Source organism: Agrobacterium sp. NPDC089420, assembly GCF_044900305.1.
In the GTDB taxonomy this organism is placed as follows: domain Bacteria; phylum Pseudomonadota; class Alphaproteobacteria; order Rhizobiales; family Rhizobiaceae; genus Agrobacterium.
Map to the genome: position 1 here is coordinate 324,690 of NZ_JBJDMY010000005.1, position 26,175 is coordinate 350,864.

Consider the following 26,175-nt stretch of genomic DNA (forward strand, 5'->3'; position numbering starts at 1 on the left):
ATGGAATGAATTCGTGCCCTGTCCTGTTCCCGACGCGGAATCTTTTCAACGCTTTGACAGCATTGCCTCACAATCCGATTCCGCGCAGCAGCGCCACGGCCGCGACACCGAACGTGGCGGCCGGAAGAAGGCTGAGGCGCAGCGCCGCGACGGCGGTGATGGCGCAGGCGATGGTTTCCGCCATTCCGCTGGCGAGCGCCGTCGGGGTGACCACGGCCATCAGGACGGCGGGAGGAACCACGCCAAGCGCCTTTTTCAGGCGCGGCGTCAGGGTGAAATGACTGACCAGCAGCAGGCCCCCAAGCCGGGTGGCGAAGGTTGCCGCCATCATGGCGAGGATCGTCAGCAAGGTATTCGGATCAAGCGTCATGCCGGTTGCTCCGCCTGCTCACCATGGCCGAAGGCGGCGACGGCAAGCCCCGCTAGAGCGCCGGCGGCAATGTACCAGGCGCCGGGAACCAGCGCGTGGGTGAGATAGGCGGCGGACGCGCTTGCCAGCAGCACGGAGCCGGTTTCCCTGCCTTTCCAGAAGCCCATCAGCAGCACGATGAAGACGGCGGGAAAGGCGAAGTCGAGACCGATCACCGACATATCCCCCACCACCGAACCGAGCAGCGCGCCGGCAAGGGTTGCAAGGTTCCAGACGAGATAGATCGACAGCGCCGCGCCGGTGAAGAAGGCCGCCGTCAACCTGCCGGCGATGACGCGAAATTCCGACAATGCCCAGGATTCATCCGTCAGCACCAGCATGGCCGCATATCTGCGCCAGCCTCTGAAGTCATCGAGCTTGCCGGCAATGGAGGCGCTCATCAGCACATGACGCAGATTGACCAGCAGAGCGGCAAAGCCGAGCGCGCTCCAGCTGGCCGGATGGGTCCAGAGATCCATGGCAACGAATTGCGAGCCGCCGGCAAAGACCAGGAGCGACATCAGCGAGGCTTCCAGCGGCGACAGGCCCTTGCCAACGGCAACCGCGCCGAACACCACGCCGATCGGCACCATGGCGACCAGCAATGGGGCGGCCGCCCTCAGCCCCGCGGTGAATTCGGCACGTCTTTCCGATATGGACATCGCATTCTCCCTTTCAGACGAAAGCGATTACGCCCGGGAGTGCCGTCCGGTCTTGAACGAAAGTGACGTCGAGAAGGAAAGGTGCGCGGAATCACGCCGCCCGGAACTGCCCCGGCGTTATGCCGGTACGCGCCTTGAAATGCCGGGTGAAATGCGCCTGATCGGCAAAACCGCACAGCGCCGCCACCTCGGCCGGCGTCTCACCGGCGCGCAGAAGGCTCCGCGCCCTGCGGATGCGCACATCCGTCAGATAGGCGTGCGGCGTGATATGGAATTCCTTGCGAAAGGCGCGGATGAGATGCGCGCGGCTGAGACCGGCGATGGCGGCCAGCTCCTCAAGGCCGACATCGGTTTCGTAATGCTCGTGAAGATAGTCCCGGGCGGCGTGAACCGCCGTTCTTTCACGGGTTTCGACGGGCAGGATGATGGCGCTGCCGTGCCGGCCGAACAGGGCGGCGAGAACCGAAAACATGCCTTCATCCGCTTCCAGCGCACCGGATTTCGCCTCCAGCCGCCGGTGCGCCGTCTGAAATGCGGTAGCCATCTGCGGATCGCGCGGCAGAAACTTCGGGAAGGACGGCGTGCCGTGAAAGGCCCTGCCCGTCACATCCTCGATAATCTCGCGCAGCAGCGCCGTGTCCGGATAGATCATCCGGTAACGATAACCGCCGCCGCCCGGCGCGCCATCATGGATCTCGTCCGGATTGATGAGGTAGAGATGCCCCGGCCCCGTCTGTTCCGTGGTGCCCTGAATGGTGGAAATCTGCGAGCCGCTTTCGATCGCGCCGATCGAGAAGGTATCATGCGCATGCGGCGAATATTCATGGGTGAGAAACGTCGCGCTCAGGCATTCCATGCCGCCGAAACGCCCGTCACGCCAGAAACGCGTGGTTTCCGTCGCGGCAATGGGCATGACATCTATGGCCTGTTCCTGCGAAACATTGTGCATAGAGCGCATTTAAAGCATTCCGTCCTTACCGTCTTGAACAAAAGTGCTAGGCTTCGGCAGTTCCCATCAACCGGACGCATGGCATGACAGACGACTTCGAAGAGACTTTCGCCGAAACAGAAACCGACGCCTTCGAGCACGCACCGTTGAGGCTGACGGTCGATCTCGGCGCGCTGGCCGACAATTGGCGGGATATGAAGACGCGGTCCGGCAAGGCGCGGACAGCGGCTGTCGTCAAGGCCGATGCTTACGGCCTCGGCATCGAGGATTGCGGCGCCACCCTCTATCATGCCGGTGCACGGGATTTCTTCGTGGCGACGGTCGCCGAGGGCACGACACTGCGTTCCTATGCTCCCGAAGCGCGCATCTTCGTGCTTTCCGGCATCTGGCAGGGGCAGGAACGGCAGGTCTTCGACAATGATCTGGTGCCGGTGCTGGCGTCGGAGGAGCAGCTGTCCTTCTGGATGGCGACGGTGGCCGAGCGCGGCGACCACCCCTGCGCGCTGCATGTGGACACCGGTTTCAATCGCCTCGGGCTGCCGCTCGACGACGCCCTGTTTCTGGCCGACGACGTGACACGGCCGGCAAGCTTCGACCCGGTTCTGGTGCTGTCGCATCTTGCCTGCGGCGATACGCCCTCCTCACCGATGAACAAGGCCCAGCTCGAATCATTCCGCAAAGTTAGCGCCGCTTTCGAAGGTATCGAATCAAGCCTTTCGGCTTCCGCCGGTATCTTTCTGGGTTCCGACTATCATTTCGACCTCACCCGACCCGGCATCGCCCTTTACGGCGGCGAAGCGGTCAATGATGTCGCCAATCCGATGCGGCCGGTCGCGAAGGCCGAGGCGCGGATCATCCAGATTCGCGAGGCGGGCGAAGGCCAGACCGTGAGTTATGGCGGCACCTTCCTGCTGAAGCGCGCGAGCCGGCTTGCCATCGCAGCCGTCGGTTACGCGGATGGATACCAGCGTTCGCTTTCCGGCTCCGGCATTCCGCTGCGTGAAATGGGCCATGGCGGCGCCTATGGCGTGGTCAACGGCCATAAGGTGCCGGTAGCCGGCCGCGTGACCATGGACCTCACCATTTTTGACGTGACGGATGTTCCGGCCAATGCCATCCGTGCCGGCGACTATATCGAGCTTTTTGGCCCCAACGTGCCGGTCGACGAGACGGCCCGGGCCGCCGGCACCATCGGTTACGAAATGCTGACGGGGCTCGGCCTGCGCTACGAGCGGCAATATCTGATGGCCGACGACTGAGGCGCGCCTTTAGCACTTGGAAAGCCGACGCGACCTGTGCTAAAAGAGAACAAAAGGAGATCGAAATGCCCGAAATCCATTTGAGCGAGCAGGACGAGAAGTTCATCGAGGAGCAGGTTGCAGCGGGTATCTACAGCGATGCGGATGCCGTTATTCATGCAAGCCTGCAATTGCTGAGCAGTGACGAGGGCAAGAGAGCCGCGCTCAAATTGCTGATACAGGAGGGCATTGACGACGCAGAGGCAGGACGGGTTCACCGCTACGCCTCTCAAGATGACTTTCTGAGCGATATCAAACGCGTTTCCGCGCAGCAGAAAACGGGGACCGATCATTAAAATCCGGACCCCTATCTGGACCACGCGGGCAAGGCGCGATCTTGCCGAAGACCATGCTTACATCGAGACCGAAAATCCCGTTGCTGCTGATCGCCTCGTTCTCGATATTTTCAGCAAAATCGAATCGATAGCGGCACTCGGTTTGTCCGGCGTCTCAGAGAAGCGGTTATGCAGCCGGGCTTCGCAGTATTGCCTATCGGGAGCGCGTCGTTTTCTTTCGCGTCGACGAAAGCGAGCTCACCGTCCTGCGCGTGCTGCACGGCCACCAAGACATCTCCGCCGACGATTTCAAACAAGAAGAAAACTGACATAGATGGCCAAAGCCAAGACCCAATTCGTGTGCCAGAACTGCGGCACGGTTCACACCCGCTGGGCGGGAAAATGCGAAGGCTGCGGCGAGTGGAATACCATCGTCGAAGAGGATCCGATGGGCGGCATCGGCTCCGGGCCGGGCAAGACACCGAAGAAGGGCCGTCCGGTTACACTGACCTCGCTTTCCGGTGAGATCGAGGAGGCCCCGCGTATTCCGACCGGTATCAGCGAGCTCGACCGGGCGACCGGTGGCGGTTTCGTGCGCGGTTCGGCGGTTCTGATCGGCGGCGATCCGGGCATCGGCAAGTCGACCCTGCTGATGCAGGCGGCCGCCGCCCTCTCCCGGCGCGGGCATCGCATCATCTATGTCTCGGGCGAAGAGGCGGTGGCGCAGGTGCGTCTGCGCGCCCAGCGTCTCGGGGCGGCGGAAACCGATGTGCTGCTCGCCGCCGAAACCAATGTCGAGGACATTCTGGCGACGATCTCCGAGGGCAAACGGCCCGATCTCGTCATCATCGATTCCATCCAGACGCTGTGGAGCGACACGGCCGATTCCGCCCCCGGCACGGTGACGCAGGTGCGCACCGGCGTGCAGGCGATGATCCGTTTCGCCAAGCAGACGGGCGCGACCATGGTGCTGGTCGGACACGTCACCAAGGAAGGCCAGATTGCCGGTCCGCGCGTGGTCGAGCACATGGTCGATGCCGTCCTCTATTTCGAAGGCGACCGCGGCCATCACCACCGCATCCTGCGCACCGTCAAGAATCGCTTCGGTCCGACGGATGAGATCGGCGTGTTCGAAATGTCGGATCGCGGCCTGCGGGAAGTGTCAAACCCGTCCGAACTGTTTCTCGGCGAGCGCAACGAAAAATCCCCCGGGGCTGCGGTTTTTGCCGGCATCGAGGGCACGCGTCCCGTGCTCGTCGAAGTGCAGGCGCTTGTCGCGCCCACCTCGCTCGGTACACCGCGCCGCGCCGTGGTCGGCTGGGACAGCTCGCGCCTCGCCATGATTCTGGCCGTGCTGGAGGCCCATTGCGGCGTGAAGCTCGGCCAGCACGACGTCTATCTCAATGTCGCCGGCGGATACCGCATTTCCGAACCCGCGGCGGACATGGCGATTGCCTCTGCGCTGGTTTCCTCGCTTGCCGGCCTTGCCCTGCCCGCCGATTGCGTCTATTTCGGCGAAATCAGCCTGTCGGGCGCGGTGCGGCCGGTCTCGCACACGGGCCAGCGATTGAAAGAAGCTGAAAAACTCGGCTTTTCCGCCGCACTTCTGCCTTCTGCTTCGGCTGAATTGCCCAAGGGCGGCAAGGGTCGCTGGACGGAAATCGAAAGCCTTCCGGACCTCGTGGCCCGCATCGCCGGCTCCGGCAACCGGTTCAAACAGGTTGAGGACGACGAATATTGATCCTTTCGCCAAGGGAAACAGTGGTGTAAGAGGATCGCAAAATTGGCAAGGCAGCGTCTGACAAGGCGTCGCACCTCCGGAGTTGGTATATGCCCATTACAATTTTCGACGGCATCGTCATCGCCGTTGTTCTTTTCTCCGCCATTCTCGCGATGGTACGCGGCTTTTCCCGCGAAATCCTGTCGATCGCGAGCTGGGCCGGTTCGGTCGCCGCCGCCTATTATCTCTATCCGGTCCTGCTACCCTATGCGCGCAACTATACCGATGACGACAAGATCGCCATTGCCGGTTCGGCAGGCGTCGTTTTCCTCGTCTCGCTGATCGTGATTTCCTTCATCACCTCGCGCATTGCCGATTTCATCATCGACAGCCGCATCGGCGCGCTGGATCGCACGCTCGGTTTCCTGTTCGGCGCGGCGCGCGGCATCCTGCTGCTCGTCGTCGCGGTCGCCTTCTGGAACTGGCTGGTGGATGTGAAGACCCAGCCGGAATGGGTGACGCAGGCCAAGTCCAAGCCTTTCCTCGACGGGCTGGTGGGCAAGCTGGAAGCGGTTCTGCCTGACGATATCGAGCCGCAGATCCGCGCCCGTATCCTTGGAAAACCACAGGAACCGACAACGACGCAGGCGCCTGCGGAAGATGTGCCGGCGACAAATCCGCCGGCAACGAATAATTGACACGAGGGTGCGCCTTGCAATGCATGCAAGGCGCGCTATTTGTGCTAAATATCAAGCACGACACAGACGGACCGACCGGGAGAGATACTCACCGGAGAGGTCTTTCTTTTTTCTCGTTAGAGAGCAAGGGCAAGCTGGATGATTGAGCCGCTTTCGCATTCCCCGTTCCCAGGGGCCACGTTCAAGGAAGAGATCGACGGCGACACGCTGCATGAGGAATGCGGCGTTTTCGGCATTCTCGGCCACGCCGACGCCTCGGCGCTGACGGCTCTCGGCCTGCATGCGCTTCAGCATCGCGGCCAGGAAGCAGCCGGCATCGTCTCCTTCGACGGCAAGCGCTTCCATCAGGAACGCCATATGGGCCTCGTCGGCGATCATTATACCGATCCGGCGACCCTTGCCCGCCTGCCCGGCTCCATCGCTATTGGCCACACCCGTTATTCCACCACCGGCGAAGTGGCGATGCGCAACGTGCAGCCGCTGTTTGCCGAGCTGGAAGAAGGCGGCATTTCCATTGCCCATAACGGCAACTTCACCAACGGGCTGACGCTGCGCCGACAGATCATCGCCACCGGCGCCATCTGTCAGTCGACGTCGGATACCGAAGTCGTTCTCCACCTCATCGCCCGCTCGCGCCATTCTTCCACCGCCGACCGCTTCATCGACGCCATCCGCCAGATGGAAGGCGGTTATTCGATGCTGGCGATGACGCGCACCAAGCTGATCGCCGCCCGTGATCCCATCGGCATCCGCCCGCTGGTCATGGGCGAGCTGGACGGCAAGCCGATCTTCTGTTCGGAAACCTGCGCTCTCGACATCATCGGCGCGAAATTCGTGCGCGACGTGGAAAACGGCGAGGTCATCATCTGCGAAATCCAGCCGGACGGTTCGATCACCATCGATGCGCGGAAGCCCTCGAAGCCGCAGCCGGAGCGTCTTTGCCTGTTCGAATATGTCTATTTCGCCCGTCCCGATTCCGTCGTCGGCGGCCGCAACGTCTATACGACACGCAAGAACATGGGCATGAACCTTGCCAGGGAAGCACCGCTCGAAGCCGACGTCGTTGTGCCGGTTCCCGATGGCGGCACGCCGGCAGCACTCGGTTTTGCCCAGGAAAGCGGCATTCCCTTCGAATACGGCATCATCCGCAACCATTATGTCGGCCGCACCTTCATCGAGCCGACGCAGCAGATTCGTGCTTTCGGCGTCAAGCTCAAGCATTCCGCCAACCGGGCGATGATAGAAGGCAAGCGCGTGGTGCTGGTGGATGATTCCATCGTGCGCGGCACGACCTCGGTCAAGATCGTGCAGATGATCCGCGAGGCCGGCGCCAAGGAAGTGCATATCCGCGTTGCGAGCCCGATGATCTTCCATCCGGACTTCTATGGCATCGACACGCCCGACGCCGACAAGCTGCTCGCCAACCAATATGCCGATGTCGAGGCGATGGCGAAATATATCGGCGCCGATTCGCTGGCCTTCCTGTCGATAGACGGGCTTTACCGTGCGGTGGGCGGCGAAAACCGCAATCCGGCGCGCCCGCAGTTCACGGACCACTATTTCACCGGCGACTATCCGACCCGCCTTCTCGACAAGAATGGCGAGGCGATGGGCAGCAAGATTTCCATGCTGGCCAGCAACGGCTGATCGGCCTTACACAAAGCGGCCATCCGGCTTCCGGTGGCCGCTTTTTTCTTGCCTTTTGTTCAGACCCGCGCCTGCGTCGATTTAATCGCTTGCAGCCGGCCGCCGCCGCTTCATAAAGAGGCACAGTTACTTCGGGGGAGACCATGACCATCAATCTCAAGGGCCGCATCGCTCTCGTCACCGGCGCATCGCGCGGCATCGGCTATTTCACGGCGCTGGAACTCGCCAGGGCCGGCGCGCATGTCATCGCCTGTGCCCGCACGGTGGGCGGCCTCGAGGAGCTGGACGACGCCATCAAGGCCGTCGGCGGCACGGCCACCCTGGTCCCCTTCGATCTCTCCGACATGAAGGCCATCGATGCGCTGGGCGCGAATATCTTCGAGCGCTGGGGCAAGCTCGATATTCTCGTCGCCAATGCCGGCGTTCTCGGCGTGATCTCGCCGGTCGGCCATATCGAAGCGAAGGTCTTCGAAAGGGTCATGACCATCAACGTCACCGCCACCTGGCGCCTGATCCGCTCGGTCGAGCCGCTGCTGTTGAAATCCGACGCCGGCCGCGCACTGATCCTGTCTTCCGGTGCCGCCCATAGCTGTCGCCCCTTCTGGGGTGTCTATTCCACCTCCAAGGCCGCCGTGGAAGCGCTGGCCCGTACATGGGCTGCGGAGACGCAGAAGAGCGCGCTTCGGGTCAACAGCATCAATCCCGGTGCGACACGCACGGCGATGCGCGCACAGGCCATGCCGGGCGAAGATCCGGACACCGTGCCGCATCCATCCGAAGTCGCCGCCGCCATCCTTCCCCTCGCCTCGCCCGAGCTGACCGAAACGGGCAAGCTCTTTGTCGTTCGGGAAAAACGCTTCGTGGACTACCGCCAGCCGGAATAAGCTTGGCGCGACCCTTTCGCGGCTTGAGAGAATGCTTGACCGCGATAGGCCGGCGCGCCATAACGCAAGTCATGAAAACGACGATCTGCACCTGCTGCTGAAATAATTTTTGCTGGTTTACCACCGGCCAGATCGTTTTCGTCTCCCGCAAGGTCCAACAGACAAACGGTCCGGTCAGGACAATTGACTGCCTTTAGGGAACTGCCGCATGTCCTTGCGCCTGAAACTTCACAATACGCTGACCCGCGAAAAGGCGGAATTTGCGCCGATCGACCCCGACAATGTGCGCATGTATGTCTGCGGCCCCACCGTTTACGATTTCGCCCATATCGGCAATGCGCGCCCGGTCATCGTTTTCGATGTTCTCTTCCGGCTGCTGCGTCATGTCCATGGTCAGGACCATGTGACCTATGCCCGCAACATCACCGATGTCGATGACAAGATCAATGCGCGGGCGCTGCGGGACTATCCGCATCTGCCGCTCAACGACGCCATTCATGCGGTGACGGAAAAGACCGCCAACCAGTTCCATGAGGATGTTGCGGCACTCGGCTGCCTGGAGCCGACCATCGAGCCGCGCGCCACCGATAATATCGCCCAGATGATCGACATCATCGAAAAGCTGATTGCCCGCGGCCATGCCTATGCGGCCGGCGGCGAGGTGCTGTTCGACACCCGCTCGATGGCGGATTACGGCCAGCTTTCCAAGCGGCCGCTGGACGAGCAGCAGGCGGGCGCGCGCGTGGCGGTGGATGCCCACAAGAAGAACCCCGGCGACTTCGTGCTGTGGAAACTCTCCTCCCATAATGAACCCGGCTGGGAGAGCCCCTGGGGCCGCGGCCGTCCCGGCTGGCATATCGAATGTTCGGCCATGTCCGGCCGGTATCTCGGCGAGGTCTTCGACATTCACGGCGGCGGGCTGGACCTCATCTTCCCCCATCACGAAAACGAAATCGCCCAGTCCCGCTGCGCCCACGGCACGCATGTCATGGCCAATGTGTGGATGCATAACGGTTTCGTGCAGGTGGAGGGCCGCAAGATGTCGAAGTCCGAAGGCAACTTCGTGACCATCTACGAATTGCTGCACACCGAAAAATTCGGCGGCCGAAAATGGCCGGGCGAGGTGCTGCGCCTTGCCATGCTGATGACGCATTACCGCGAGCCGATCGACTTTTCGGTGAAGCGCCTGGGAGAGGCCGAACGCCTGCTTGCCAAATGGCCGGCGGCGGACGTCTCCGATGCCGCACCGGACGAAACCGTGCTCGAGGCGCTTGCCGACGATCTCAACACGGTTGCCGCCGTGCAGGCGCTGCACGCGCTGGCGCACGCCGCCAATGTCGACCCATCCAGGCTGCCTGCTTTCGCCGCCAGCGCCGCATTGCTCGGTGTTTTGCCGAAGAAAGCGGAAGTGGACGAGGCCATCGTTTCAGCCGTCGATGCGCTGGTGCAGCTGCGTCTGGAAATGCTGAAGGCAAAGAACTTTGCGGAGGCCGATCGGCTGCGTGACGAGCTTTCCGACAAGGGCATTCAACTCAAGGACGGCAAGGACAAGGAGACCGGGGAGCGGACGACGACGTGGGAGTTGAAGCGGTAATTTACCGTCGCGGCTAGAGGCTTACCCCCCTCTGCCCTGCCGGGCATCTCCCCCTCAAGGGGGGAGATCGATCTGCGGCGAGGCCTCGCCCATCTCGAAGCTTGAGAGTGGAGTAAGGCAGAGCGTCTTGCCGATCTCCCCCCTTGAGGGGGAGATGCCCGGCAGGGCAGAGGGGGGTAAAGCAACACGACAGGCCCTTGCTTTCACCCACACCATATTCCAATCTCGCAGCACCCCTTCAAGCCGCGAGCATCTCAATGCCCCATGCCAAGGTCGAGCTGAAACATCGGGAATATGCCCGACAGATGCGAAAGACTATGACCGACGCAGAGCTGAAGCTCTGGAACGCCGTCCGTGCTCATCGCCTCGAAGGTTTGGCTTTCAGACGCCAGCTGCCGGTCGCCGGATATATCGTTGATTTCGCCTGTCCCTCGCATAAGATCATCGTCGAGCTAGATGGGTTTCAGCACGCGGAGGACCTTGCCGCAGCCTATGACCAGCAGAGAACACGGACGTTTGAGGAACGTGGCTGGACCGTCCTCCGTTTCTGGAACGACGATATCCTGAAGGACATCGACAATGTCTGTCTCCACATCATCCGAACGGTAAAGGAGAACCAACCATGACCACCCATACCGGCGGATGCCAGTGCGGCGCGATCCGTTTTCGGGCGACCGGCGATCTCAACGACAGTTCGATCTGTCATTGCCGCATGTGCCAGAAGGCTTTCGGGGCTTATTATGCGCCATTGGTGTCAGTGCGCGGCGTCGAATTCGAATGGACTCGCGGTGAGCCGAAACGTTTCCAGTCCTCCAGTGTCGTCAAACGCGGTTTTTGCCCCGAATGCGGCACGCCGCTGACCTATGAGGCGCCGGACGGCGTCGCCGTGGCAGCCGGTGCTTTCGACGATCCCGCCGCCTTGCCGCCGACAATCCAGTGGGGTGTGGAGCGCAAGATCGATTTCGTCGACAGTCTGCACGCGCTGCCCGCCGTTCCCACCGAAGACGACCTGACGCAGGCGGACTATCTTGTCGGCCTCGTCTCCTATCAGCATCCCGATCACGATACCGAAAATTGGCCACCGGAGAACAGATCATGAGCGAAGCGGGCTTTTCCGGCGGCTGCCAGTGCGGCGCCGTGCGTTTTCACGCGGGCAAGCTCGGCCGTGCTTCGATATGCCATTGCCGCATGTGCCAGAAACATTTCGGCAATTTCTTCGGCGCGCTGGTCAGCGCCGATCAGGCGCATCTGGCCTGGACACGCGGCCAGCCGTCCCTCTTCCGCTCCTCGGCAAAAATCCATCGCGGTTTCTGCAACAAGTGCGGCACGCCTTTGACCTATCATTATCCCGGCGGCGTGGAGATCGCCATCGGCGCCTTCGATGAGCCGGAGCGGGTGGAACCGCAGGTGCAGGTCAATGTCCACAAGCGTTTGCCATGGATCGAGCAGCTGTTTGCCAAACCGGCAGTGGAACAGGGCGTCGACGAGGCGGACATCACCTCCTATCAGCACCCGGACCACGATACGCAAGCCTGGCCGCCGGAAGAACAGCGCTGATGGGCGGGCTGACGGGCTTTTCCGGCGGATGCCAGTGCGGCGCGGTGCGTTACCGGGTCAAAGGCGGGTTGCGTTATCCGCACCTGTGCCATTGCCGCATGTGCCAGAAGGCGTCGGGCAATTATTTCATGCCGCTGGCGGCAAGCAGTCCGGACCTCTTCGAAATGACCCGTGGCGCGCCATCCTGGTTCCACTCGTCCGACCATGTGCGCCGCGGTTTCTGCGGCCGTTGCGGCACACCGCTCTTCTACGACATGCCGGGGGCCGATTTCATCAACATTACCCTCGGTTCGCTGGACGAGCCGCAGCGGATAAAGCCCGAGGCACAATCCAATCTTGCCGGCAAGATGCACTGGTTCGCGGAGCTTGACGGCTTGCCGGCGGAGCCGGAACCTGCAACGGCTGATGCGCCGGCACCGGTGAACAACCGGCAGCATCCGGACCACGACACGGCAGACTGGCCAGCAGAGGATAGCGACACATGACTGAAGAACGACGCGGCTTCTACCCCGAGATCGAACCTTTCGAGACCGGTATGCTCGATGTCGGCGACAGCCACACGATCTATTGGGAACGGGTGGGCACGCGCGGTGCGAAACCGGCGGTTTTCCTGCATGGCGGTCCGGGCGGCGGCGTCAATCCCACGCATCGCCGGGTTTTCGATCCCGCGCTTTACGATGTCGTCCTATTCGATCAGCGCGGCTGCGGCCGCTCCACGCCGCATGCGGAGCTGGAAGCCAACACCACCTGGCATCTGGTTGCCGACATCGAAAGGCTGCGTGTGCTCTGCGGTTTTGAAAAATGGCTGGTTTTCGGCGGCTCCTGGGGTTCGACGCTGGCGCTCGCCTATGCCGAGACCCATCCGGACCGCGTCAGCGAGCTGGTCCTGCGCGGCATCTACACCGTCACTAGGCCGGAGCTGGACTGGTATTACCAGTTCGGCGTTTCCGAAATGTATCCCGACCGCTGGGAAAATTTCATCGCGCCTATCCCGCAAGCCGAACGCGGCGAGATGATGCAGGCCTATAACCGCTATCTTACCGGCACCGACGAGGCAAAGAAGCTCGAATGCGCCAAGGCATGGAGCCAGTGGGAAGGTGCGACCATCGCGCTCGTTACCGATCCCGAACGTGTCGAGGATTTTGGCGAGGATAAATATGCCATCGCCTTCGCGCGTATCGAAAACCACTTTTTCGTCAATGGCGGCTGGCTGGAAGAGGGCCAATTGCTGCGCGATGCCGACAGGCTGAAAGATATTCCGGGCGTCATCGTGCACGGGCGTTACGACATGCCCTGCCCGCTGAAATATGCCTGGCAGCTGGCCAAGGCCTGGCCGAAGGCGGATTTCCACATCATAGAGGCGGCCGGACACGCGATGAGCGAGCCCGGCATTCTTGACCAGCTGATCCGCGCAAATGATCGTTTTGCGGGGAAATAACCAGTCCGTTCAACCGGTTGCAGAGGCCGGATGAGACAATGATTCAAACCGGGATTCACGCTGGACCTGCCTGCGTGAATCCCCTGCCGGTCACGACCGAAGCCCGTTTTGCGGGCAAAACGCCCTTTATTCATGCAGTTTTTCTCATGAACCCTTCACGGAAATGAATTGGCTCCCGTCAAGCCGATCCGCTATGAAGGACCTATCCCAACAATTGGCGGTACTCCCATGGCACTCGACAAAACGCTCCCGGCCCAAGAGGGCGGCGACAGCGCGCGCGGTTTTGCTTTCGCGCTTTCCGCTTATCTGCTGTGGGGCTTTCTTCCCTTCTACATGAAGGCGGTTGCGCATATTTCGCCAATCGAAGTCATCGTGCACCGCGTCATCTGGTCGGTGCCGATCGCGGCGGTCGTGCTGATCGCGCTCGGACGCACGGCGGAAATCCGCACGGCGCTCAAGACCCCGAAGATGCTGGCCATGGCGAGCCTCACCGCCGCCCTCATCAGCATCAACTGGGGCGTCTATATCTGGTCGATCGGCGCCGGCCGCGCACTTGACGCCGCACTCGGCTATTTCATCAATCCGCTGTTCAGCATCTTCCTCGGGGCCGTGCTGCTGAAGGAAAAACTCTACCCGGCGCAGATCGCCGCCATCAGCCTCGTGGCGCTGGCGGTGGCCATTCTCACCTGGCATGCCGGCAGCCTGCCATGGGTCTCCATCGCGCTCACCGTCTCCTGGGGCTTTTACGCCTTCTTCCGCAAGACATTGCCGATCGGTGCGACGCAGGGCTTCCTGCTGGAAGTCATGCTCCTGTCCATCCCCGCCGTGCTGGTCATGATCTGGCTCGCCGTCAGCGGGCAGGCGCATTTCATGGGCGGCAATTCCGCCGATACCTGGCTTCTGGCTGCAAGCGGCGTGATCACCGCCGTTCCCCTCATCCTCTACGGCAATGGCGCGAAACTGCTGCGGCTGTCGACCATCGGCATCATGCAATATATCGCGCCGACGATGATCTTCCTCATCGCCATCTTCATCTTCAAGGAACCCTTCGACATGGTGCGGATGGTGGCTTTTGCGATGATCTGGGTGGCGCTGGCGATCTATACCGGCTCAAGCCTGATGCGGCTCAAGCGGTAATCCGGCTCCTTCCCCATGCCTGTGCCAAATGCAGGAATGGGGACAGGCGGGGTCAATAATCCACCAGCAATTGCGGGCTTGCGTCGTAGCCGAAACGCGGCTTGACGCCGAGCAGACCCGCCGTCCGGGCGATGATGTCACGCGTCATCGGCGCGGCGGTGGAGGCCGCCGTGCGTCCGCCGTTCACGCCCGTCATCGGGGCGTCGATCACCGTCAGCACGACATATCTCGGCTTGTGCATCGGAAAGCCGGCCACGAAGGCATTGAAATTGATATTCTTGGCGTAGCGGCCATTGATGACCTTGTCGGCGGTTCCCGTCTTGCCGCCCACATGAAAACCCTCCACCTGCGCGCCTCGGCCGGAGCCCTTGATGCCGTTCCAGTTGAAGAGATAGCGCATGTCGGCGCTCGTCTTCTGGGCGATGACGCTGCGTGACAGCGCCGCCGCCGCCGCCTTCGAGCGTGGCAGGAAGGTCGGCGCAATCAGGTTGCCGCCATTGATGAGGGCTGCGGCTGCCACCGCCGTCTGCAACGGCGTGGTGGCGACGCCGTGCCCGAAGGAGATGGTGACGGAATTGATCTTCTTCCAGGCCCTGGGCTGGGTGGGCGTGGCCACGCCCGGCATTTCCGTCTCCATCCTGGTCAGCAGCCCCAGTTTCGTCAGGAATTGCCGGTGGCCTTCGACACCGACCTTGTCGGCCACCGCCGCCGTGCCGATATTCGATGAATATTGAAACACCTCGGGGATCGAGAGCGGCCGGTTCCGGCCCCTGAAATCCTTGATGGTGAAGCCGCCCATGCGGATCGGCCGCGACGCATCCACCACCGAACCGAGCGTAATCGCGCCCGCATCCAGCCCCATGGCAAGCGTGAAGCTCTTGAAGGTGGAGCCCATCTCGAAGGTGGCGTTGCTCATGCGGTTGAACCAGCCTTTTTCGTAATCCCTGTCGATGCTGCCATCGGCAAGCAGGCGGGACGGCTCGTTGGGATCGTAATCCGGCACGGAGGCCATGGCGAGGACCTCGCCCGTCTCCACATCGAGGATCACGGAACCGGCCGCTTCGGCCTGATATTCCGTCTTCGCCGTCACGACGACGTCACGGACGATGTTCTGCACCCGCAGATCGATCGAGAGCCGCACCGGTTCCAGCGGCGCGCCGCTGGCAAGACCCACGGCGCGCAGATCGGCCAGCCCCTGCTGGTCGAGATAACGCTCCATGCCGGCAAGCCCCTGATTGTCGACATTAACATGGCCGATAATATGCGAGGCGGTCGGGCCGCCCGGATAAAACCGCCGTTTTTCCGGACGGAAGCCGATGCCCGGTATGCCGAGATTGAGAATCTCCGCCTGCTGACGGGGTGTCAGCTGGCGCCGCAGCCACTGGAAACCGCTATCCGAGCGCAATCTGCGGTGCGTTTCGCGCCAGTCGAGATTGGGTATGACGGTTGCGAGCTTCTCCACCACCTCATCCGGATCGACCACCCGGCGCGGATCCGCATAAAGCGACACCATGTTGAGATCGGTGGCCAGCAATGTGCCGTTGCGGTCGACAATATCCGGGCGCGACGCGACGGCGTTGCCTGTGTTGATCCATGCCGTCGCCACCGGGGCGGCAAGGCCGTACTGGACGAGGCGCGCCGCCACGACGGCATAGATGACGGCGAAGACGACGATCACGATCCCGACCCGCATGCGAGCATCCACCCGGCGGCGGGCGGCGGAACCGAGAACGGCCTCCCTGCCCCGCAGCGGGCTTCTCCGAATAATGAAATGCGCTCGGCTTTTAAGCCGCACCACAAAAGCTATCATTTCCTGATGCACCCACTCTCATGGCGGCGAAATAAATTCCGCGACAGCCAACGCCTTGTTGAGGCTGGCACAGGATCAGTCGCAGGGCCATGAAAAGAGCGGTCGGAACGAAGCCGCCGTTAAATCTGTATTAATATACATTTAAAATCGTAACGAACCGCAGGACGGGTCATTAAGATTCATCCCGGGTCTAGAGGCGGGAAATCACCGAGGGATCGCCTTCGGGGTTCTGCTGCGCCAGCGCCCTGTCGAGGATGGCGGGGACGATGTCCTTCACCTCATCGATCACCAGCGGGTTCAACAGATGGGCGCGGTGGATGAAACCCTGGTCGCGCATATGCTGCACCAGCTCCAGCATCGGGTTCCAGAAGCCGTTGATATTGGCGAAGACCATGGGCTTGGCATGGCGGCCGAGCTGCGCCCAGGTCATGATCTCGACGATCTCCTCCAGCGTGCCGACACCGCCCGGCAGGGTCACGAAGGCATCCGAGCGTTCGAACATCATATGTTTGCGCTCATGCATGTCCTTGGTGACGACAAGCTCGTTCAATTGTCCGAGAGAATGGCGGGTTGCCTCCATATCGACCAGAAATTCCGGTATGATGCCGGTCACTTCGCCGCCATTGGAAAGAACACCGCTGGCAACCGCGCCCATGATGCCCTTGGTGCCGCCGCCATAGACGAGGCGAATGCCGTTTTCGGCAATGGATTTGCCAAGCGCGCGGCCTGCTTCCATATGGGCCGGGTCTCGTCCGGGCTGGGAGCCGCAATAAACGCAGATGGATCGAATCGCTGTATTTTTGTCCGTCATGAGGGGAAGGAACTATGTGCGCTGCGGCACGTCAAGAAAATTTGGGAAATCCCTTGCAAATATGGCCTTTTGCCGTCACGCCGCTTGTCTGGCGCAAGGTAAGACGCTAGCAATCTCAACTCGTGTGAAAAGCTTGAAATACCCGGAGATTCCAGGATGAAAAACAACAAGGCCGGTTTGCTGGCGCTGATCGTGCTGGGGATTGCTTCCCTGCTCATGATCTTTTTCGTCCTGCCGAGGATTTCCAATGACGGCAAACCGATCGGCGACGCCATCAACGAAGCGGGCAACGCCGTGAAGAACAGCGTCGAGATGGGCGGCGACAAGGCGGGCGACATCCTGTCCGACGCCGCCGAGGAAACCGCCAATATCGCCGACAAGGTCGGACGACTGGCGGCGTCGGCGACGCAGTCGATCAAGGATCTCGCCACGCTCTTCGCCGACAACAAGGTTCCGTCCGACGCCGATTTCGCCGCCACCCGCAAGAAGGTGGAAGCTTCGCTCAAGGAACTGACCAATATCGAAATTCCCGAGACGCTGGACGAAACGACGTCGCGGCTGATCACCACGGCACGCGCCGCCGCCGAACGCGCCACGGCCTTCCTGCGCGGCCTGCCTGAAAACGCCGCCGCCGCCGCCGCACAGGTCCGCCGTCTGGCGGGTGTCTTCGCCGGGACCGATGACGGCGCGCCAAAGCCTGTGGAACCCGCTGCCGCACCGGCGGGCGCTGACGCCGCGCAGGCCACGTCCGGCGCGCCGACCTTCGACGTACTGCGCGTCGAGCCGGACGGCTCCGCCGTGATCGCCGGCAAGGCGCAGCCGGGCGCCAAGCTTGAAATTCTGAGCAACGGCAAGGTGGTCGCCCAGACGAACATCGATGGAAGCGGCGATTTCGCCGCCGTCTTCGACAATCCCCTGCCGCCCGGCGACCATGAGCTGGTGTTACGTTCGACCGACGCCAACGGCAAGGCGACGCAATCCGAGGAAGTGGCGACCGTTTCCGTGCCGCAGGGCAAGACGGGCGAGCTTCTCGCCATGGTTTCAAAGCCCGGCAAGGCAAGCCGCGTGCTGGCGATGCCGGAGGCGGCACCGCCGGCTCTTCAGCCGCAAGCCGCGCCATCGCAGCAGCCTGCGGCAACTGCCGAAGCCAACACCGCGTCCGCGCCGCTTGCCGGCGCGGCGGCTCCGGCTGCCGCCGGTGCGGCCGTCGGCGCGCCGCTCACCTCGAGCGTTCAGGTCACCGCCGTCGAATTCGAAGGAACGAAGATTTTCGTCGCAGGTTCCGCGCCAGCCGGCTCGACGGTGCGCGCGCTCGTCGATGACAGGGAAATCGGCAAGAGCGTCACGGAAACCTCCGGTCATTTCGTCGTCGAAGGCGATGTCGATCTGGCCGTGGGCAGCCATGTCATCACCGTCGAGGAACTGAATGCCGACGGCACGGTGAAGCTGCGCGTGCGCGTTCCCTTCGAGCGGCCGCAGACCGATCAGGCGACGGTCGCCATGCAGACGCCGGCCAACTCGCCCGCTGCCGCAACAGCGCCGGCCGAAAACCAGAGCACGGCGAGCGACCGCGCCGCTTTCGAAAAGCTGCGCGACGACGTCGCCAAGGCGTTCGGCATCCTGTCCAATCTCTACAAGGACCAGGCGACACCTGCGCTCGATCAGGCCATTGCCGGCCGCTCCGCAGTGGTGATCGGCCTGAAGTCGCTTTCGGAATTCCGCACCGCGGCCGCCACCGAGCCCGCCTTTACCGCCTTTGCCGGCGACATTACGGCAAAGGCGCGCCAGCTGCTGACATCGGTCGAGGCATGGCCGAACGACGTGGCGGCCATCGGCAAGGGCATCGCCTCGCTGGCAAGCCGCCTCGCCGAACTGCACATCACGGCGCCTCCCGCACCCGCGCCGCAGGCGCCTGCCGGTCCGCAGACCTTCGAACAGGCGCCGCTCGCCGAGAGTGAGAACAGCGTCATCATCCGCCGCGGCGATACGCTGTGGCAGATTTCCCGGCGCGTTTATGGGCAGGGCGTGCGTTACACGACGATCTACCTCGCCAATGAGGACCAGATCAAAAACCCCGACCTGATCGAACCGGGCCAGATTTTCGGCGTACCGAAAGAGGCCCTGCCGAATGCGGAGGAACTGCACCGCAAGCGGCTGAAGGGCGGTTCCTGACCTTCAGCATCTCCAGTCAGGCCTTCCAGCGGTTCGACCGCCGGAACATCAGTAAAACAGAGCCGAGAGCACGTCTGCCGATTCAGCTTTTACCGGATGTGCTCCGGCGACCGCGCGGAATGATCCGCGACAAATCCCCCGAGGAAGATGCGGCGGCTTGCTGAAAGCCGCCGCACTGCTGTCGGCCCGGAGTGAATGATGGCCACGAAGAAAAAAACCATTTCGGCGGATTCCAGCAATCCAACCCGGACGCTGATCAATCTCTGGCCCTATATGTGGCCGGAAGGACGGCCGGATCTTAAAATGCGGGTGATCTGGGCCACGGCGTTCCTGATCGTCGCCAAGCTGGTGCTGATCTCGGTTCCCTATTTCTTCAAATGGGCGACGGATGCGCTGAACGGCCGGCTGGACATGGCGGGTCTTGTTCCCGCCTTCCTGCTCGGCGCGGTGGCGCTGGTCATCGCCTATAATCTGACGCGGCTGATCCAGGTGGGGCTGAACCAGCTGCGCGATTCGCTGTTTGCCAGCGTCGGCCAGCATGCGGTGCGCCAGCTCGCCTACAGGACCTTCGTGCACATGCACCGGCTTTCGCTGCGGTTCCATCTGGAACGCAAGACCGGCGGGCTTTCCCGGGTGATCGAGCGCGGCACCAAGGGCATCGAGACCATCGTCCGTTTCACCATCCTCAACACCGCGCCGACTTTCATCGAATTCCTGCTGACGGCGATCATCTTCTGGGCCTCCTACGGTTTTTCCTATGTTCTGGTCACGGTCGTCACCGTCTGGGCCTATATCTGGTTCACGGTCAGGGCCAGCAACTGGCGCATCTCCATCCGCCGCGCCATGAACGACAGCGATACCGACGCCAATACCAAGGCGATCGACTCGCTCCTGAATTTCGAGACCGTCAAATATTTCGGCAATGAGGAGATGGAAGCGCGGCGTTTCGACGTCGCCATGGAGCGTTACGAAAAATCGGCGATCTCGATCTGGACGTCGCTCGGCTGGCTGAACTTCGGCCAGGGCGTGATCTTCGGCCTCGGCTCCACGGTGATGATGGTGATGTCGGCGCTTGCCGTGCAGCGCGGCGAGCAGACCATCGGCGACTTCGTCTTCGTCAATGCGCTGCTCCTGCAGCTTTCGGTGCCGCTCAACTTCATCGGCTTCGTCTATCGCGAAATCCGCCAGGGATTGGCCGATATCGAACAGATGTTCGAGCTTCTGGAAGTGGAGGCGGAAGTCACCGACAGGGTGGATGCCAAACCGCTCGCCGGCGGACCCGGTGCGATCTCGTTCCGCGACGTGCATTTCGCCTACGATCCCGAAAGGCCGATCTTGAAGGGCATTTCCTTTGACGTGCCGGCCGGCAAGACGGTGGCGATCGTCGGTCCCTCGGGTGCGGGAAAATCGACGATTTCGCGACTGCTCTATCGTTTCTACGATATTCAGGATGGCGCGATCACCATCGATGGGCAGGATGTCCGCGACGTGACGCAGCAGAGCCTGCGCTCGGTGATCGGCATGGTCCCGCAGGATACGGTGCTGTTCAACGACACCCTCGCCTACAATATCCGTTACGGCCGCCCCTCGGCGACCGACGGGGAACTCAAGGCGGCGGCGGATGCGGCGCAGATCAGCGCCTTCATCGGCAAGCTGCCGGACGGTTATGCCACCATGGTCGGCGAGCGTGGCCTGAAGCTTTCCGGCGGCGAAAAGCAGCGCGTGGCGATTGCCCGCACCCTCCTCAAGGCACCGCCCATCCTCATTCTCGACGAGGCGACCTCGGCGCTCGATACGCATACCGAGCAGGAAATCCAGAGCGCGCTCGATATCGTCTCGAAAAACCGCACCACACTGGTCATCGCCCACCGCCTCTCCACCGTCATCGGTGCGGATGAGATCATCGTGCTGAAGGAAGGGCTGATCGCAGAGCGGGGCACGCACGCCTCGCTGATGGCGCAGAACGGCCTCTATGCCTCGATGTGGAGCCGCCAGCGCGAAGCGATCCGGGCGGAAGAGATGCTGCGCCATGTCCGCGAAACCGACGATCTCGGCGTCGTGGACCGCGGCGAACCCGCGCACTGACGGGCAGAAACCCCGGGGAACTTGGGGCGGCACAACAACCGGGCCATTGCCGGGAGGGGCGTTTGGCTGTAACCAGCTAGGCAAAATGTGTCGCATTGCCGTGTGGATCGTGTCGTATCACGACCACATATAGACGTGACAACGCAAACCGGAGCAAGGAATCTCATGAGTCTGTTCGACACCATTCGCAACACCATCGTACCGATCCACAAGGAAGGTTATGTCTTCGTGGCGGCCTTCTTCGTCGCATCGCTGGTGCTCGGATGGATCTCCGAACCGCTTTTCTGGATCGGCCTGGTGCTGACGGCCTGGTGCGCCTATTTCTTCCGCGATCCCGAGCGCGTCACCCCGCAGGATGACGACCTCATCATCAGCCCGGCCGACGGCAAGGTTTCCGCCGTGCAGAGCGTCGTGCCGCCGCTGGAGCTGGAACTCGGCAAGGAGCCGCTGGTACGCATCTCGGTGTTCATGAACGTGTTCAACTGCCATGTGAACCGCGCGCCGGTGCGTGGCCGCATCGTCAACGTCGCTTACCGCCCCGGCCTCTTCCTCAATGCCGAAGTGGACAAGGCGTCCGAAGACAACGAGCGCAACGGCCTCGTCATCGAGACGGCGCATGGCAAGGTCGGCGTGGTGCAGATCGCCGGCATGGTCGCGCGCCGCATCGTCTGCTGGGTGAAGCCGAACGAGCCGGTGGATGCCGGTGAGCGTTTCGGGCTTATCCGTTTCGGGTCGCGTCTCGACATCTTCCTGCCGGCCGGCTTCGAGCCGCGGGTTTCGGTGGGCCAGACGGCAATTGCCGGTGAAACCGTGTTGGCCGAATTCGGCTCCGCCAAGGGGCCGGTCGTCAGCCGCCGCGGCTGATGACGATCAGGAAAGGCATGCGCCATGGAAACGCCGATCGCCGAGCCGCAACAGAACGGAAAACATGAGGGCCGCAACGATGGCGGGCGCGGGCCGCGCCTGAGGGAAATTCCCTTTCGCCTCGTGGTTCCCAATCTCATCACTGTTCTCGCCATCTGCGCGGGGCTCAGCGGCGTGCGCCTCGCCATCGAAGGCCGCTTCGAGCTGGCCGTCGGCATGGTGCTGCTCGCCGCCTTCCTCGATGGCATCGACGGCCGCGTCGCCCGCATGATGAAGGCGACCTCCAAATTCGGCGAACAGATGGATTCGCTTGCCGATATCGTCAATTTCGGCGTTGCCCCAGCCCTCGTGGTCTATATCTATCTGCTCGATCAGGTGCGTTCGATCGGCTGGATCGCCGCCCTCATCTACGTCATTGCCATGGGCATGCGTTTAGCGCGCTTCAACGTCATGATCGAACGGCCGGTGAAAGCACCTTGGCAGAACGAATTCTTCGTCGGCGTTCCGGCCCCGATGGGTGCGATGCTGGTGCTTTTGCCGGTCTATCTCGGCTTTCTCGGCGTGGAGCCCGGCAAACCCTTCGCCTATGTCGCCGCCGCCTATACCGTGCTGATCGGTTATCTCCTCATCAGCCGGCTGCCGATCTGGTCCGGAAAATCGGGCGCCAACCGCATCCGCCGCGATCTGGTGCTGCCGATGATCCTCGTCGTCGTGCTCTATGTGGCGATGCTGATGAGCTTCACCTGGGAAGTGCTGGTCCTGACGGTTGCGGCCTATCTCGTCTTCATTCCCATCAGCGCCCGATTGTGGCATCGCCGCTACGGCACGTTGACCATCGAGGAAGACGCGCATGACGAGGCCAATGGCGGCAACGGCCTCGATCGCGGTATTTGAAACCATAGGTGTTATTTTCTCCGCGGGACATGGGCTGCGGATGTGGCGCAAAATGTCGCATCCCAAAACGCTGGCTCGGTTTTTTTCGCCTCGAATCCGTCAAGATTAGCCGCGAAAGAAGTGGCTCACACGCTTCGCACAGGCGCTTGGCGTGAATTGTGGAGAGAGAGAAATGACGAACGAGACGAAGGCGGAGCCGCAGGCGAAGCCCGACCTCAACAGCCACTACCGCCCGCTCGGACTGAAGGCCGTCGCGGCCGCAGCCCTGATGCTGAAGCGCAAGCCGGCCGCCAAAACCGCCTGAAAACATTCGGTTTTTTTCGGGGTGTCCGATATCTGGATCACCCACAGGGACCCGGCGGAGACCGGACATTCCCGACAGGATGACAGCGATAAGCGGCGCCTTTACCGGCGCCGTTTTTTTGTCTGTGCGTAACGTGGCAACTGCGGGACACCAGCCGTCATAAATTCAGGAAATTTTTGTAACGAAGCTGCAACGAAAACGAAGTAAAAAACGCGGCCTCTACGAAACGCCTGTACGAGCGGGCACGTATAGACTAGTGAATATCAAAGAATTTTCTATTTTTCGCGGTCTTTTCCAAAACAATGCATTAGCCGACTTCCAATCCGCAGACATGCGGATGACGAATATCCGGTGTTCAGGAACGATTGTGAAGACAGGCCAGGGGGGCTTGGGAAGGCCATGCAGGATAAGATTCTTCTGATTGAAGATTCCGTCGCGCTTTCGATGCTGCTGAAGACACGGCTCTCGGACGAAACGGAAGCCGAGGTCGTCCATTGCGACAGCATGGCCGAGGCGGACGCCCTCATGCAGGCCCATGACTTCACCCTGGCGTTGACGGGCCTCAATCTGCCCGACGCGCCGAAGGGCGAAATTCTCGCCCTTTTATCCGAGCACAGGGTGCCGGCAATCGTTTTCACCGCCACGGTGGACGAGGAGGCGCGCAAGCGTTACGCCGAGAAAAAGATCATCGACTACATCGTCAAGGATGGTCATCGCACCGTCGATGCGGTGGTCAGGACGGTCGACCGGATCTTGAGCAACAAGCTTTTCTCCGTTCTGGTGGTCGATGATGTCAGGACGGCCCGTTCGGGTCTGGTGGAAATTCTGGAACGGCAGAACTTCCGGGTCAGCGAGGCCCATTCCGGCAAACAGGCATTGGAAATACTGTCACAGGACCCGTCGATCCAGCTTGTCATCACCGATTATCATATGCCTGATATGGACGGTTATGAGTTGACGCGCCGTATCCGCGACAGCCGCTCGTCCGAAGATCTGAGGGTGATCGGCATATCCTCCTCCACGGACCGGCTGCTTTCGGCAAGCTTCCTGAAGGCCGGCGCATCGGATTTCGTCTATCGCCCCTTCGTGCCGGAAGAATTGCAGTGCCGCATCGACAATAATATCGAAACGCTGAAGCAGCTCAAACGCCTGCGCGAACTGGCCGAACGCGACCATCTGACCGGCCTGCCGAACCGCCGTTCCTTCTTCGAGCGCACCCGGGCGCTGATGGATATCATCAACGACAATGACGAGAACGGCGCCGTCGCGATTCTCGACATCGACCATTTCAAGAAGATCAACGATACGCTCGGCCACGATGCCGGTGACCGGGCACTGAAAAAGCTTGCCGAACTGCTGCATGAGATGTGCCACGAGCAGCGCCATATTCCAGCACGCCTCGGCGGCGAAGAATTCGCCGTTTTCCTGCGCGGTCTCGATGCGCACGCCGCCTATCAATTCTGCGAGAACCTGCGCGCCCATGTGGAAAGGAGCGGCCGCCAGCTGAGCGGCAGCAGCCTGGCGCTGACGATTTCGCTCGGCGTGGTGGAAATCGAAAAGGGCGAGCCTTTCGACAACCAGCTCAATGCCGCCGACCAATTGCTCTATCTCGCCAAGGCGAACGGCCGCAACCGCGTCTATTCCGACATCATGATCCAGGAAGGGCTGCAGAAGATCGGGCTGAACGGCTGAGATTTTCCCGTAGATAGGGTCATCGGCCGAGCAGATGGCTCGTCAAAACAGCGACATCTGTCCCTCGTCCTTGGGCGGCCTGATCTTTGCCGGCGGCGCGCTTTCCGGCACCGGCTCGATGAGATCGGCACCGACATTGGCGACCTTGTTGACCTTGTCCGACACCGGGATCATCTCGAAGAAGTCGTCCTGAACCGGGCGCATCAGATCGGCCACGTCGCGCGGCTCCTGTGTCTTGCAATCCAGCCAGCGGCTGAAATCCTCCGGCGCGATCACCACCGGCATGCGGTCGTGGATGTGGCCGATCGCGGCATTGGCGGCGGTGGTGAGGATGGCGCCGGTATCCACCTCCGAGCCATCGGCGGAAGACCATGTTTCCATCAGGCCGGCAAAGGCGACAATGCCGCCGTTTTTCGGGCGGATGAAATAGGGCTGCGGTTTGCCGCCCTCCTCCTTGGGAGGACGCCGCCATTCATAAAAACCGGTGGCGGGCACGAGCACACGGCGATGGCGCATGGCGGCGCGGAAGGACGCCTTGCCAATGGCGGTTTCCGAACGGGCATTGATGAGCAGCGGAAAATCCTTGGGGTCCTTCACCCAGCCCGGCAGGAAACCCCAGCGGACCAGCACGGCCCGGCGGCTGGGCAGGTTGCTGCCGCGCTCCTGCCGCTCGCCCTCCAGCACCACGAGAATCGGTTGTGTGGGCGCGATGTTGAAACGGGCGGGAAAATCCTCAAGCCCGATCAGGTCGAGATAATCGGCGATTTCTTCCGGCGTCGCCTTCAGGACAAAACGTCCGCACATTGTCGTCTCCTCAGGCGCGCGGTCCAAACAGAATGATGGCCGTTCCCGCAAGGCAGACCGCACCGCCGGCGACATCCCATTTATCCGGCAACTGCCCTTCAACGCCCCAGAGCCAGAGAAGCGAAGCGGCGATGTAAATCCCGCCATAGGCGGCATAGGCCCTGCCGGCCGTTTCGGTCGGCACCAGCGCCAGAAGCCAGGCGAAAGCGGCAAGCGACAGCATGCCCGGCACTAATATCCAGACTGGCTTGCCGAGTTTCAGCCAGGCCCAGAAGGAGAAGCAACCGGCGATTTCCGCAAGCGCGGCCAATACATAGATAAGATAGACCTTCATTCCACCGTCTTCTGCGTGCACAATAGAGCGTGTTGTCGCACGACAGGTTAGAGCCTCCGCGCCATATCCGAAAGGGCGCAGCCGCGCTCACGCACCATATTATGCAGACAGGCCACAGACGGCCGAAACGAGTGAAC

General features: G+C 61.8%; 26 protein-coding genes. 19 read left to right on the forward strand and 7 right to left on the reverse strand.

Annotation, left to right across the window (positions count from 1 at the left end):
• Positions 1 to 67: 67 nt before the first annotated feature.
• The 3 genes from ACI2KA_RS10530 to ACI2KA_RS10540 all read right to left on the reverse strand — a co-directional run bounded on the left by ACI2KA_RS10530 (position 68) and on the right by ACI2KA_RS10540 (position 2,020).
• A complete protein-coding gene (locus ACI2KA_RS10530; protein WP_404501736.1) occupies positions 68 to 370 on the reverse strand; it encodes an AzlD family protein in 303 nt (100 codons plus the stop codon).
• Positions 367 to 1,071 carry an AzlC family ABC transporter permease gene (locus tag ACI2KA_RS10535; protein ID WP_404501738.1) on the reverse strand — a complete coding sequence of 235 codons (705 nt, stop codon included), beginning with the start codon at positions 1,069 to 1,071 and terminating at the stop codon, positions 367 to 369. The genes ACI2KA_RS10530 and ACI2KA_RS10535 overlap by 4 nt, the downstream gene beginning before the upstream one ends.
• A 91-nt stretch (positions 1,072 to 1,162) precedes the next feature.
• Positions 1,163 to 2,020, reverse strand: coding sequence for an AraC family ligand binding domain-containing protein (locus ACI2KA_RS10540; protein WP_404501914.1), 858 nt, complete (start codon positions 2,018 to 2,020; stop codon positions 1,163 to 1,165).
• Between the two features lie 83 nt (positions 2,021 to 2,103).
• On the opposite strand from ACI2KA_RS10540, the gene alr reads away from it, so the two are divergent.
• From alr to rarD, 13 genes are all read left to right on the forward strand, one after another.
• Positions 2,104 to 3,279, forward strand: coding sequence for an alanine racemase (gene alr / locus ACI2KA_RS10545; protein ID WP_404501739.1), 1,176 nt, complete (start codon positions 2,104 to 2,106; stop codon positions 3,277 to 3,279).
• 65 nt (positions 3,280 to 3,344) lie between these two features.
• Positions 3,345 to 3,614 carry a type II toxin-antitoxin system ParD family antitoxin gene (locus ACI2KA_RS10550; RefSeq protein ID WP_404501741.1) on the forward strand — a complete coding sequence of 90 codons (270 nt, stop codon included), beginning with the start codon at positions 3,345 to 3,347 and terminating at the stop codon, positions 3,612 to 3,614.
• 313 nt (positions 3,615 to 3,927) lie between these two features.
• Positions 3,928 to 5,334 carry a DNA repair protein RadA gene (gene radA, locus ACI2KA_RS10555; protein WP_404501743.1) on the forward strand — a complete coding sequence of 469 codons (1,407 nt, stop codon included), beginning with the start codon at positions 3,928 to 3,930 and terminating at the stop codon, positions 5,332 to 5,334.
• 89 nt (positions 5,335 to 5,423) lie between these two features.
• Positions 5,424 to 6,011: a CvpA family protein gene (locus tag ACI2KA_RS10560; RefSeq protein ID WP_003502039.1), complete on the forward strand. Its 588-nt coding sequence runs from the start codon at positions 5,424 to 5,426 to the stop codon at positions 6,009 to 6,011.
• 138 nt (positions 6,012 to 6,149) lie between these two features.
• Complete coding sequence (purF, locus tag ACI2KA_RS10565; RefSeq protein ID WP_404501745.1) at positions 6,150 to 7,658, forward strand: amidophosphoribosyltransferase; 1,509 nt, start codon at positions 6,150 to 6,152, stop codon at positions 7,656 to 7,658.
• Positions 7,659 to 7,801: 143 nt separating this feature from the next.
• The gene (locus tag ACI2KA_RS10570; RefSeq protein ID WP_404501747.1) at positions 7,802 to 8,542 is read left to right on the forward strand and encodes an SDR family NAD(P)-dependent oxidoreductase; all 741 of its coding nucleotides are present in this window, start codon (positions 7,802 to 7,804) and stop codon (positions 8,540 to 8,542) included.
• 208 nt (positions 8,543 to 8,750) lie between these two features.
• Entirely contained in the window at positions 8,751 to 10,136 is a 1,386-nt protein-coding gene (gene cysS, locus ACI2KA_RS10575; RefSeq protein ID WP_404501749.1) for a cysteine--tRNA ligase, read from the forward strand.
• Positions 10,137 to 10,393: 257 nt separating this feature from the next.
• Positions 10,394 to 10,762: an endonuclease domain-containing protein gene (locus ACI2KA_RS10580; RefSeq protein ID WP_404501751.1), complete on the forward strand. Its 369-nt coding sequence runs from the start codon at positions 10,394 to 10,396 to the stop codon at positions 10,760 to 10,762.
• Entirely contained in the window at positions 10,759 to 11,235 is a 477-nt protein-coding gene (locus ACI2KA_RS10585) for a GFA family protein (protein ID WP_404501753.1), read from the forward strand. The genes ACI2KA_RS10580 and ACI2KA_RS10585 overlap by 4 nt, the downstream gene beginning before the upstream one ends.
• On the forward strand, positions 11,232 to 11,693 hold the full coding sequence (locus ACI2KA_RS10590; protein ID WP_404501755.1) for a GFA family protein: 462 nt from the start codon (positions 11,232 to 11,234) through the stop codon (positions 11,691 to 11,693). Before ACI2KA_RS10585 ends, ACI2KA_RS10590 begins: the two co-directional genes overlap by 4 nt.
• Positions 11,693 to 12,178: a GFA family protein gene (locus tag ACI2KA_RS10595; RefSeq protein WP_404501757.1), complete on the forward strand. Its 486-nt coding sequence runs from the start codon at positions 11,693 to 11,695 to the stop codon at positions 12,176 to 12,178. The genes ACI2KA_RS10590 and ACI2KA_RS10595 overlap by 1 nt, the downstream gene beginning before the upstream one ends.
• Complete coding sequence (gene pip / locus ACI2KA_RS10600) at positions 12,175 to 13,131, forward strand: prolyl aminopeptidase (protein ID WP_404501759.1); 957 nt, start codon at positions 12,175 to 12,177, stop codon at positions 13,129 to 13,131. The genes ACI2KA_RS10595 and pip overlap by 4 nt, the downstream gene beginning before the upstream one ends.
• 228 nt (positions 13,132 to 13,359) lie before the next feature.
• Entirely contained in the window at positions 13,360 to 14,268 is a 909-nt protein-coding gene (gene rarD, locus ACI2KA_RS10605; protein ID WP_404501761.1) for an EamA family transporter RarD, read from the forward strand.
• A 52-nt stretch (positions 14,269 to 14,320) separates the two neighbouring features.
• Here rarD and ACI2KA_RS10610 read toward each other — a convergent pair whose 3' ends face one another.
• A complete protein-coding gene (locus tag ACI2KA_RS10610; RefSeq protein ID WP_404501763.1) occupies positions 14,321 to 16,078 on the reverse strand; it encodes a peptidoglycan D,D-transpeptidase FtsI family protein in 1,758 nt (585 codons plus the stop codon).
• A gap of 190 nt (positions 16,079 to 16,268) precedes the next feature.
• Positions 16,269 to 16,889: a TIGR00730 family Rossman fold protein gene (locus ACI2KA_RS10615; protein WP_404501765.1), complete on the reverse strand. Its 621-nt coding sequence runs from the start codon at positions 16,887 to 16,889 to the stop codon at positions 16,269 to 16,271.
• Between the two features lie 156 nt (positions 16,890 to 17,045).
• On the opposite strand from ACI2KA_RS10615, the gene ACI2KA_RS10620 reads away from it, so the two are divergent.
• The 6 genes from ACI2KA_RS10620 to ACI2KA_RS10645 all read left to right on the forward strand — a co-directional run bounded on the left by ACI2KA_RS10620 (position 17,046) and on the right by ACI2KA_RS10645 (position 24,900).
• On the forward strand, positions 17,046 to 19,061 hold the full coding sequence (locus ACI2KA_RS10620) for a LysM peptidoglycan-binding domain-containing protein (RefSeq protein ID WP_404501767.1): 2,016 nt from the start codon (positions 17,046 to 17,048) through the stop codon (positions 19,059 to 19,061).
• Between the two features lie 198 nt (positions 19,062 to 19,259).
• Positions 19,260 to 21,146 carry an ABCB family ABC transporter ATP-binding protein/permease gene (locus ACI2KA_RS10625; RefSeq protein WP_404501768.1) on the forward strand — a complete coding sequence of 629 codons (1,887 nt, stop codon included), beginning with the start codon at positions 19,260 to 19,262 and terminating at the stop codon, positions 21,144 to 21,146.
• 135 nt (positions 21,147 to 21,281) lie between these two features.
• Entirely contained in the window at positions 21,282 to 22,010 is a 729-nt protein-coding gene (locus tag ACI2KA_RS10630) for a phosphatidylserine decarboxylase (RefSeq protein WP_404501770.1), read from the forward strand.
• A 24-nt stretch (positions 22,011 to 22,034) separates the two neighbouring features.
• Complete coding sequence (gene pssA, locus ACI2KA_RS10635) at positions 22,035 to 22,904, forward strand: CDP-diacylglycerol--serine O-phosphatidyltransferase (RefSeq protein ID WP_404501772.1); 870 nt, start codon at positions 22,035 to 22,037, stop codon at positions 22,902 to 22,904.
• Positions 22,905 to 23,076: 172 nt separating this feature from the next.
• The gene (locus ACI2KA_RS10640) at positions 23,077 to 23,208 is read left to right on the forward strand and encodes a hypothetical protein (protein ID WP_404501774.1); all 132 of its coding nucleotides are present in this window, start codon (positions 23,077 to 23,079) and stop codon (positions 23,206 to 23,208) included.
• Positions 23,209 to 23,607: 399 nt separating this feature from the next.
• A complete protein-coding gene (locus tag ACI2KA_RS10645; protein WP_404501776.1) occupies positions 23,608 to 24,900 on the forward strand; it encodes a diguanylate cyclase in 1,293 nt (430 codons plus the stop codon).
• A 42-nt stretch (positions 24,901 to 24,942) separates the two neighbouring features.
• Here the strand turns inward: ACI2KA_RS10645 and ACI2KA_RS10650 are convergent, their stop codons facing one another.
• Both ACI2KA_RS10650 and ACI2KA_RS10655 read right to left on the reverse strand, forming a co-directional pair.
• Positions 24,943 to 25,704: an SOS response-associated peptidase gene (locus ACI2KA_RS10650; protein ID WP_404501778.1), complete on the reverse strand. Its 762-nt coding sequence runs from the start codon at positions 25,702 to 25,704 to the stop codon at positions 24,943 to 24,945.
• Between the two features lie 10 nt (positions 25,705 to 25,714).
• On the reverse strand, positions 25,715 to 26,038 hold the full coding sequence (locus ACI2KA_RS10655) for a YnfA family protein (protein ID WP_404501780.1): 324 nt from the start codon (positions 26,036 to 26,038) through the stop codon (positions 25,715 to 25,717).
• Between the last annotated feature and the right edge of the window lie 137 nt (positions 26,039 to 26,175).

Excerpts from the sequence above, each read along its gene's own strand:
- cysS (WP_404501749.1), top strand. The coding sequence starts at position 8,751 with ATGTCCTTGCGCCTGAAACTTCACAATACGCTGACCCGCGAAAAGGCG.
- ACI2KA_RS10540 (WP_404501914.1), bottom strand. The coding sequence starts at position 2,020 with ATGCACAATGTTTCGCAGGAACAGGCCATAGATGTCATGCCCATTGCC.
- ACI2KA_RS10590 (WP_404501755.1), top strand. The coding sequence starts at position 11,232 with ATGAGCGAAGCGGGCTTTTCCGGCGGCTGCCAGTGCGGCGCCGTGCGT.
- ACI2KA_RS10535 (WP_404501738.1), bottom strand. The coding sequence starts at position 1,071 with ATGTCCATATCGGAAAGACGTGCCGAATTCACCGCGGGGCTGAGGGCG.
- ACI2KA_RS10655 (WP_404501780.1), bottom strand. The coding sequence starts at position 26,038 with ATGAAGGTCTATCTTATCTATGTATTGGCCGCGCTTGCGGAAATCGCC.
- ACI2KA_RS10570 (WP_404501747.1), top strand. The coding sequence starts at position 7,802 with ATGACCATCAATCTCAAGGGCCGCATCGCTCTCGTCACCGGCGCATCG.
- ACI2KA_RS10530 (WP_404501736.1), bottom strand. The coding sequence starts at position 370 with ATGACGCTTGATCCGAATACCTTGCTGACGATCCTCGCCATGATGGCG.
- purF (WP_404501745.1), top strand. The coding sequence starts at position 6,150 with ATGATTGAGCCGCTTTCGCATTCCCCGTTCCCAGGGGCCACGTTCAAG.
- ACI2KA_RS10640 (WP_404501774.1), top strand. The coding sequence starts at position 23,077 with ATGACGAACGAGACGAAGGCGGAGCCGCAGGCGAAGCCCGACCTCAAC.
- pssA (WP_404501772.1), top strand. The coding sequence starts at position 22,035 with ATGGAAACGCCGATCGCCGAGCCGCAACAGAACGGAAAACATGAGGGC.
- alr (WP_404501739.1), top strand. The coding sequence starts at position 2,104 with ATGACAGACGACTTCGAAGAGACTTTCGCCGAAACAGAAACCGACGCC.
- ACI2KA_RS10550 (WP_404501741.1), top strand. The coding sequence starts at position 3,345 with ATGCCCGAAATCCATTTGAGCGAGCAGGACGAGAAGTTCATCGAGGAG.
- ACI2KA_RS10610 (WP_404501763.1), bottom strand. The coding sequence starts at position 16,078 with ATGATAGCTTTTGTGGTGCGGCTTAAAAGCCGAGCGCATTTCATTATT.
- ACI2KA_RS10580 (WP_404501751.1), top strand. The coding sequence starts at position 10,394 with ATGCCCCATGCCAAGGTCGAGCTGAAACATCGGGAATATGCCCGACAG.
- ACI2KA_RS10645 (WP_404501776.1), top strand. The coding sequence starts at position 23,608 with ATGCAGGATAAGATTCTTCTGATTGAAGATTCCGTCGCGCTTTCGATG.
- ACI2KA_RS10620 (WP_404501767.1), top strand. The coding sequence starts at position 17,046 with ATGAAAAACAACAAGGCCGGTTTGCTGGCGCTGATCGTGCTGGGGATT.
- pip (WP_404501759.1), top strand. The coding sequence starts at position 12,175 with ATGACTGAAGAACGACGCGGCTTCTACCCCGAGATCGAACCTTTCGAG.
- ACI2KA_RS10625 (WP_404501768.1), top strand. The coding sequence starts at position 19,260 with ATGGCCACGAAGAAAAAAACCATTTCGGCGGATTCCAGCAATCCAACC.
- ACI2KA_RS10585 (WP_404501753.1), top strand. The coding sequence starts at position 10,759 with ATGACCACCCATACCGGCGGATGCCAGTGCGGCGCGATCCGTTTTCGG.
- ACI2KA_RS10595 (WP_404501757.1), top strand. The coding sequence starts at position 11,693 with ATGGGCGGGCTGACGGGCTTTTCCGGCGGATGCCAGTGCGGCGCGGTG.
- ACI2KA_RS10615 (WP_404501765.1), bottom strand. The coding sequence starts at position 16,889 with ATGACGGACAAAAATACAGCGATTCGATCCATCTGCGTTTATTGCGGC.
- ACI2KA_RS10560 (WP_003502039.1), top strand. The coding sequence starts at position 5,424 with ATGCCCATTACAATTTTCGACGGCATCGTCATCGCCGTTGTTCTTTTC.
- rarD (WP_404501761.1), top strand. The coding sequence starts at position 13,360 with ATGGCACTCGACAAAACGCTCCCGGCCCAAGAGGGCGGCGACAGCGCG.
- ACI2KA_RS10650 (WP_404501778.1), bottom strand. The coding sequence starts at position 25,704 with ATGTGCGGACGTTTTGTCCTGAAGGCGACGCCGGAAGAAATCGCCGAT.
- radA (WP_404501743.1), top strand. The coding sequence starts at position 3,928 with ATGGCCAAAGCCAAGACCCAATTCGTGTGCCAGAACTGCGGCACGGTT.